At 61.4% G+C, this 6,884-nt stretch carries 6 protein-coding genes and 1 riboswitch; of the genes, 4 read left to right on the top strand and 2 right to left on the bottom strand.

Annotated features, from left to right (window positions below; genetic code table 11):
- Together ACYVDE_RS11325 and ACYVDE_RS11320 are read right to left on the bottom strand one after the other, a co-directional pair.
- Nucleotides 1–1,427: erythromycin esterase family protein (locus ACYVDE_RS11325; protein WP_460501650.1), on the bottom strand; the 1,427-nt coding region annotated here is incomplete at its 3' end.
- Nucleotides 1,428–1,586: 159 nt separating this feature from the next.
- Complete coding sequence (locus ACYVDE_RS11320; protein ID WP_460501649.1) at nt 1,587–2,006, bottom strand: hypothetical protein; 420 nt, start codon at nt 2,004–2,006, stop codon at nt 1,587–1,589.
- 154 nt (nt 2,007–2,160) lie between these two features.
- Between ACYVDE_RS11320 and ACYVDE_RS11315 the strand changes: the two genes are divergently transcribed.
- The 4 genes from ACYVDE_RS11315 to ACYVDE_RS11300 form a co-directional block, all read left to right on the top strand.
- Nucleotides 2,161–2,481: a LysM peptidoglycan-binding domain-containing protein gene (locus tag ACYVDE_RS11315; RefSeq protein WP_460501648.1), complete on the top strand. Its 321-nt coding sequence runs from the start codon at nt 2,161–2,163 to the stop codon at nt 2,479–2,481.
- A 286-nt stretch (nt 2,482–2,767) separates the two neighbouring features.
- A riboswitch (SAM riboswitch) is annotated at nt 2,768–2,882 on the top strand.
- A gap of 383 nt (nt 2,883–3,265) precedes the next feature.
- Nucleotides 3,266–4,645 (top strand): O-acetylhomoserine aminocarboxypropyltransferase/cysteine synthase family protein, encoded by a 1,380-nt coding sequence (locus ACYVDE_RS11310; RefSeq protein WP_460501646.1) that lies wholly within the window; start codon nt 3,266–3,268, stop codon nt 4,643–4,645.
- 239 nt (nt 4,646–4,884) lie between these two features.
- Nucleotides 4,885–5,913 carry a homoserine O-acetyltransferase family protein gene (gene metX / locus ACYVDE_RS11305; RefSeq protein WP_460501645.1) on the top strand — a complete coding sequence of 343 codons (1,029 nt, stop codon included), beginning with the start codon at nt 4,885–4,887 and terminating at the stop codon, nt 5,911–5,913.
- 188 nt (nt 5,914–6,101) lie between these two features.
- Nucleotides 6,102–6,884, top strand: a 783-nt coding sequence (locus ACYVDE_RS11300; protein WP_460501644.1) for a homoserine dehydrogenase, incomplete at its 3' end; no start/stop codon positions are given.

The following is a 6,884-nucleotide window of genomic DNA, read 5'->3' as shown; positions in this document are numbered from 1 at the left end:
GAAGCGTAGGGCACCGGGGCCTTGGTCTTCTGGTCGAGCACCACGCCCCGCACCGTTGTGCCCGCAGTGGCCGTTCGCACTTGGCGCGCCGGGCGTACCGGGCTGAGGGCATCGGCCATGGGGTGGGCTTTGGCGCTGGCTGTATCGGCGGCCGGCCCCGTTGTTGCTGATAGGCTAACGGGATGCGTCGGCTGCACCGTTCGCAGAAACAGGAAGCCATCTACCGCTTCGCTCCACGGGCCGACCAAGGGCTTGTACTCAAACGCATAAGTGGTTAGCTCGCGGCCCGGGGCCTCGTGTTTCAGACTGATGAAAGCATAGTTGGCAGGCTGCGTGGCTAGCTCGGCTTCGAGCGAATTTGCGCCCGGCGCCGGCACTGGCCGGCCGGCTTCCGACCAGCTGCCGTAGCTGCCTCCGCCGGCCAGCGTGCCCAGAATGTACACCTGTTCGGCACCCAAGCCCTCCTTCACCGCCCGGCCCATCGGCCGGTAGGCCTGAATTTCAGCGTTCTGGAAATGCTCCAGCCGGTTGGCCAGGTGGGGCAGGGCTGCCCAGCACACCACTTTTTCCTGCGGGTGCTGGCGCACATACCACAGCAGGTTGTCGGCCATCTGGGCATCGCGCGGGTTGCTGTCGATGGCCTTGAAGCTGTCGTCGTCGAGGGCCCGATTACGCTTACTCGCATAGTCGCGGGCCTGGGCCAGCAGGCTGCGCCCGTTCTGCTGCCAGAACCGCGCTTCGTCCGCACGCTGCCCAGAGCTGCCGGCGGCCATTTTATCCAGCAGCCGGTTCACCTTGCCCATTTCCTTTTCAAAATCGGCGGGCTTGGCGTCGGGTGGGAGGGCAAAATGGTCGCCCATGTAGCCAATCACCTCCTCCAGATAGTCGTAGTTAACCTGCGCGGCTCCCTTTTGCGCGGTCAAAAAAGCGCGTAGCTCGTCCACCATATCGCCGCTGTATTCACCGCTCAGCTGCGGGTCAAACCCCGCCACGCGCAGTCCGCCCGGGCCCAGCAGCGGCAGCACGGCCTGAAATTCCTGCGCCCCGGTCCAGATAGTGAACACGCTGTTGCCAATGGCCTCCTGCGCCGGTCGCCCTGTCTCCAGCGCCTGCTGGGCCTTGTGCAGGTCGTAAAAACCACTCTCGAACGCTACCGTCGTGAAGCCCATCTGCTCGCGCAGAAAGCGCAGCAGCCGGATTTTGGCCTCGAATACGTTGCCCTCGCCGTGGGTGGGCTCGCCCAGCATCACCACCCGCGCCGGACCGATTTCGGCTTTTAGAAATTCCAGGTCCCGAAAATCGGTATCGGTTGGGGCAATGCTGCGCACCGCGTGGGTGGGCAGGGGAGTGGGGGCTTGGCCGTGGGCCAACGCGCCAGCCAATAGCAGCGCTCCCGTCAGGGCCGCCGCCTTAAAATCAACAAACATGAAAAGCAGAAAAAGGTGGAAAGGCCGCATTCGGCAGCCCGGAAAGCGGCGGCAAATTACTGGCGTTTTGCTGCTAACGCCAAGCAATAGCCCGGGCGAAAACACAAAAAAGCCCCGAACCACGCGGGTTCGGGGCTTTTGGGGCAGCGTGAATGCGGCTTATTCTTTTTCCAGCATCAACGACGCGCCATCGGCCGATTTCAGCGTCAGCTTGTCGTCGGTCAGGGTTTCGACGGCGAAAGTGCTGGCGGGCTTGCCTTCGGGGCTAAAGGTGATGGTTTTGGCGGCCTGGTCGAACGTGTATTTACCCGAAATGGCGCCGGCGGCACCATCCGTCATGGTGTAGTTGCCATTGGCAAACACATGGAGCTCCTGCTGCTTTTGTGCGTCGGTCTGCTTCACTTTGTCGCCGGCGGTGTCGGTTTCCTTGGCGGTTTTCCACACCTTGCTGTCGGTGCCGTACAGCATGTTTACGCCTTCAACCTTGCCTTTGTCGTTGCTGCACGAAGCGGCAAACAGCGACACGAGCACCAGCAGGCTGGCGAAATAGCGGAGCGAAAAGAGGGACTGGAGTTTCATGAGCACTTGTGAGTGAAGGTGAAAGAATGAAAGTGAAAGCCCGCGCACGGCGAACTCGTCGGCTTACGGTGCCAAAAGAAAAGAGTTGGCGCTGTAACCCCAGTTTGGACCGCCCGTATAGCAACCCGGCCGGCCCAACCGCAAGGTTTTTCCGGTGAAATCATTCGCAACCTCTAACTTTGTAAATCCCATGGGACTCTTTGATTTCATCAGCGACAAAGGCGAACAAAAACCCGTTGAACCCGCTGCCAAGCCCGCCGGTGGCGCCACCGATTTTTTCGGCAACGCCGCCAAACCGGAAACTTCCGGCGACACGTATACTGTTGTCAGTGGAGATTCCCTCTCAAAAATTGCTAAAAACCACTACGGCGACGCCGCCAAGTGGCACCAGATATATGAGGCCAACAAGGCCACCATCGGCAGTAACCCCGACCACATCGAAGTTGGTCAGGTGTTAACCCTACCTAGTCTCTAGGTACTTTTTTGCAGAAAAAAGGTGAGAAAAGCCACTCTGTTTCAGGGTGGCTTTTTTGCGTTTCTGCCCTTGCAGAAAAATCTGTCATCCTGAGCGCAGCGAAGGACCTTGTCACGCTAGCGCAATTCGTGCAGACGTGATAAGGTCCTTCGCTGCGCTCAGGATGACAGGCGATTTGGCTTACCGAAAAAAATATTTTCGCCGCACCGCTTGCCATTCTCAAAAATTCGCTCCTACCTTTGCGATACCCAACAGGTACTCCCCGCTAACGGTGGGCAGTTTTCAAGTTTTATACAGAAGTGGCGAGAGACTAGGCTCCGTGACCCACTGGCAACCTTCGCTCAACGAAAGGTGCCAATTCCTACCCGCCGCAGCTTCGGCCGCACCGGGACAGATGATTCGAGTGCCATGGAAAATCCCGCAAAATCTGCTTTTCTCCTCCCGACTGCTCCGGCTGCTTTGCGCGCCGTAGGGTCGGGTTTCTTCGTTTCGGCGGCTGGCCGGAATGTGGCATTGCCCAACGGGCGAATGCGAATGTGCTGTTGCTGCCCGTGTTGTTGCTAAGCTGATTTCGGCTTAGAACCCTCCCCCCAACTCTTCTGGATTTTTTGGTGGCCCCGCGGGTCTGCCGCGCGCCTTTTCGGGCCTTCGCGGTGGGTTTGGGCCACGCCGGCAGCACGGGCTATTTCGGGGAGTTTTGGCGCTAAAAACGGCTTTTCAGGCTCGCAGCGCACTTTTTTCAATTGTCATTCCGGTTTTTCAACGCGTCAAGCGCACCCTCATCATGTCTGTTCAGCCCCAACACTTCGAAACTCTCCAACTCCACGCCGGCCAGCAGCCCGACCCCACTACCGGGGCCCGCGCCGTGCCCCTGTTCCAAACCACCAGCTACGTGTTCAAGAGCGCCGAGCACGGCGCCAACCTGTTTGCCCTGAAGGAGTTCGGCAACATCTACACCCGCCTGATGAACCCCACCACCGACGTGTTTGAGCAGCGCGTGGCGGCCCTCGAAGGTGGCGTGGCGGCCCTGGCTACCGGCTCGGGCCAGGCGGCGCAGTTCATCGCCCTGAACAACATTCTGCAGGCCGGCGACAACTTTGTGAGCACGGCCTACCTCTACGGCGGTACCTACAACCAGTTCAAGGTGGCATTCAGGCGGTTGGGTATTGAGGTTCGCTTCGCTGATGGCGACAACCCGGCCTCGTTCGAGCAGTACATCGACGAGAAAACCAAAGCTATCTACCTCGAAACTATTGGCAACCCGAGCTTCAGCATTCCCGATTTTGAGGCCATTGCGGTCATCGCCAAAAAGCACGACTTGCCGCTGGTAGTGGACAATACCTTCGGCGCGGGCGGCTACCTGTTCCGGCCGCTGGAGCACGGCGCCAACATCGTGGTGGAGTCGGCCACGAAGTGGATTGGCGGGCACGGCACCAGCGTGGGCGGCGTGATTGTGGACGGCGGCACCTACGACTTTGGCAACGGCAAATTTCCGCAGTTTACCGAGCCGAGCGACGGCTACCATGGCCTGATTTTCAACGATGTATTTGGCAAGAACGGGCCGTTTGGCAACATCGCCTTCATCATCCGGGCGCGGGTGGAAGGGCTGCGCGACTTCGGCCCGGCCATTAGCCCGTTCAACTCCTGGCAGCTGCTCATCGGCCTCGAAACCCTGAGCCTGCGCGTGGACCGCACCGTGGAAAACGCCCTGAAAGTGGCCACCTGGCTCGAACAGCATCCGCAGGTGGAAAGCGTGAACTACCCCGGCCTGCCCAGCAGCCCCTACTACGCCATCGCCAACAAATACCTGAAGCGCGGCTTCGGCGGCGTGCTCTCGTTCCGCATTAAGGGCACGAAGGAAACGGCTACGCAATTTATTGATAACCTGAAGCTCATCAGCCACCTGGCCAACGTGGGCGACGCCAAGACGCTCATCATCCAGCCCTCGGCCACCACGCACCAGCAACTGAGCGAGGAAGAGCAGTTGGCCTCGGGCGTAACGCCGACGTCGCTTCGCCTGAGCGTGGGGATTGAGCATTTCGACGACATCAAAGCCGATTTGCAGGCCGCCTTCGACGCCATTGGCAATACGGCTAGCCAGCCTACCGAGGGCGAAGAGGTGGGCGAGCCCGAATTGGAGCACGCCCAGCCGCTGGAGGTATAGGGAGCGGTGGGTTTCGTTTTGGGCTCTTCGCTGCTGGCCGCCGGGTTTAGGTGAAGTGAAATACCGGTAGCCGGGAGCAGAGACCCAAAAACGAAAAACCACAGCTCAATCAGAACAACTCAATTTCAGCGCCAGCGCGCCGGGCGGGTGCCGCTTCCGTGATGGGTAGCGAAATGGGGGTGAGAATCCATGAGCCCGGCCGGTTCGCTGGCGCTGAAACTGAGCTATTGAAACAGATAATGACTAGCCAACTATTTGAACTACCCGACCTGACGCTGGAAAGCGGCGAAACCCTGACTGGAGCCCACGTGGCTTACCAGACCTGGGGCCAGCTGAACGAAGACCGCGACAACGTGGTGTGGGTGTGCCACGCCCTCACGGCCAACGCCGACGTGCTGGCCTGGTGGCCGGGCCTGGTAGGGCCGGGCTGCTACTACGACCCGGCCGAGTGGTTCATTGTGTGCGCCAACGTGCTGGGCTCGTGCTATGGCAGCACTGGCCCGCTCGACGCCGACCCGGCCACCGGGCAGGCGCGTTTCCAGCATTTTCCGCTGCTGACCATTCGCGACCTGGTGCAGGCCCACGAACTGCTGCGGCAGGACCTGGAAATTACCGATATCAATACGCTGATTGGTGGCTCGCTGGGCGGGCAGCAGGCGTTGGAGTGGGCCGTGCAGCGCCCCGATTTGTTCGACCACCTCGTGGTGATTGCCACCAACGCCCGGCACTCGGCCTGGGGCATTGCTTTCAACGAGGCGCAGCGGCTGGCCATTGCGGCCGACCCGACCTACGCCGCCGGCCAGCCCGGCGGGGGCGATGAGGGCCTGCGGGCCGCCCGCGCCATTGCCCTGCTCAGCTACCGCAGCTACGCGGCCTACAACGAAACCCAGACCGACCCCGACGCCGATGAGTTGCCCGATGAATACCGCGCCAGCACCTACCAACGCTATCAGGGCGACAAGCTGGTGGCCCGCTTCGACGCCTACAGCTACGTGGCCCTGAGCCGCAGCATGGACACGCACAACCTGGGCCGCCACCGCGGCGGAGTACCGGCGGCGTTGGCTCGCATTGGGGCGCGCACGCTGGTGCTGGGCATTACCTCCGACGTGCTGTTTCCGTTGAGCGAGCAGCGCGAGCTGGCGGCCCATATTCCGGGGGCGATGTACGGCGAGCTGGATTCGCGCTACGGCCACGACGGCTTTCTGCTGGAAACAGCGGCCATCACGCACTTTTTGGAGCTGTTCTACGCGCCCACGTTTGTGCATTAGGCGGCCGCAATTAGCCCCGAATAGCTGCAAATGCCCTTTTGAATGACTGATTAGTACAGCCCGCTATGGGTTGGCGCAAAGCCTGGACAGGCAGCACAAAAGCCCGCGCCGCGGTACAATTGCGATTGGCGAGGCACAAATAATCTGCTGGCCCGCGGCTACCTGCGGCCGGCCGAAACTACTGATTCATGACACATTTTGAACAACCCCTGCGCCTGGGCCTGATTGGCTTCGGCTGCGTGGGGCAGGGCTTTTATGACATCGTGCAGCGGCAGCCCGAACTGGGCCTGACCGTGGCGCGCATTGCCGTGAAAACGCCCGGCAAAACCCGGTCACTATCGGCCGACCATTTCACCTACCAGGCCGATGAGTTGCTGGCTGATGCCACGCTCGACGTGCTGGTGGAGGTGATTGACGACGCGGCCGAGGCCTTCCGGCTGGTGAGCGCGGCTCTGCGGCAAGGCCGCCGGGTAGTGACGGCCAATAAAGCCATGCTGGCCCGGCATCTGCCCGAGCTGGTGCAGCTGGAGCAGGAGTTTGGCGGCGCGCTGCTGTATGAGGCGGCCGTGTGCGGCAGCATTCCGGTAATTCGTACCCTCGCGGCCTACTTCAGCCACGAGCCGCTGCGGGCGGTCAGCGGTATTTTCAACGGCTCCTCCAACTACGTGCTCACGCGCATGAGCGAGGAAGGCTCGGACTACGCCACGGCGCTGGCCGAAGCTCAGGCGTTAGGCTTCGCCGAAACTGACCCCACACTCGACATGGGCGCCTTCGACCCCCGTTCGAAGGCCGTGATACTGGCGGCGCACGCCTACGGCGCTTTCCTGAACCCCGATGAGGTGCTGAACCTGGGCATTGAGGCGGTGGGTGCGGCCGACATTGCCTACGCCGCCGCCCGGGGCCAGAAGGTGAAGGTGGTGGCCAGCCTGCAGCGCCTGCCCAACGGCCGCGTGGCCGCCCTCGTCACGCCG

This window comes from Hymenobacter agri (assembly GCF_054778495.1).
Note: the sequence above shows the minus strand (reverse complement) of the source record. Positions and strands in the feature narration are given on the sequence as shown.

Excerpts from the sequence above, each read along its gene's own strand:
- ACYVDE_RS11310 (WP_460501646.1), top strand. The coding sequence starts at position 3,266 with ATGTCTGTTCAGCCCCAACACTTCGAAACTCTCCAACTCCACGCCGGC.
- metX (WP_460501645.1), top strand. The coding sequence starts at position 4,885 with ATGACTAGCCAACTATTTGAACTACCCGACCTGACGCTGGAAAGCGGC.
- ACYVDE_RS11320 (WP_460501649.1), bottom strand. The coding sequence starts at position 2,006 with ATGAAACTCCAGTCCCTCTTTTCGCTCCGCTATTTCGCCAGCCTGCTG.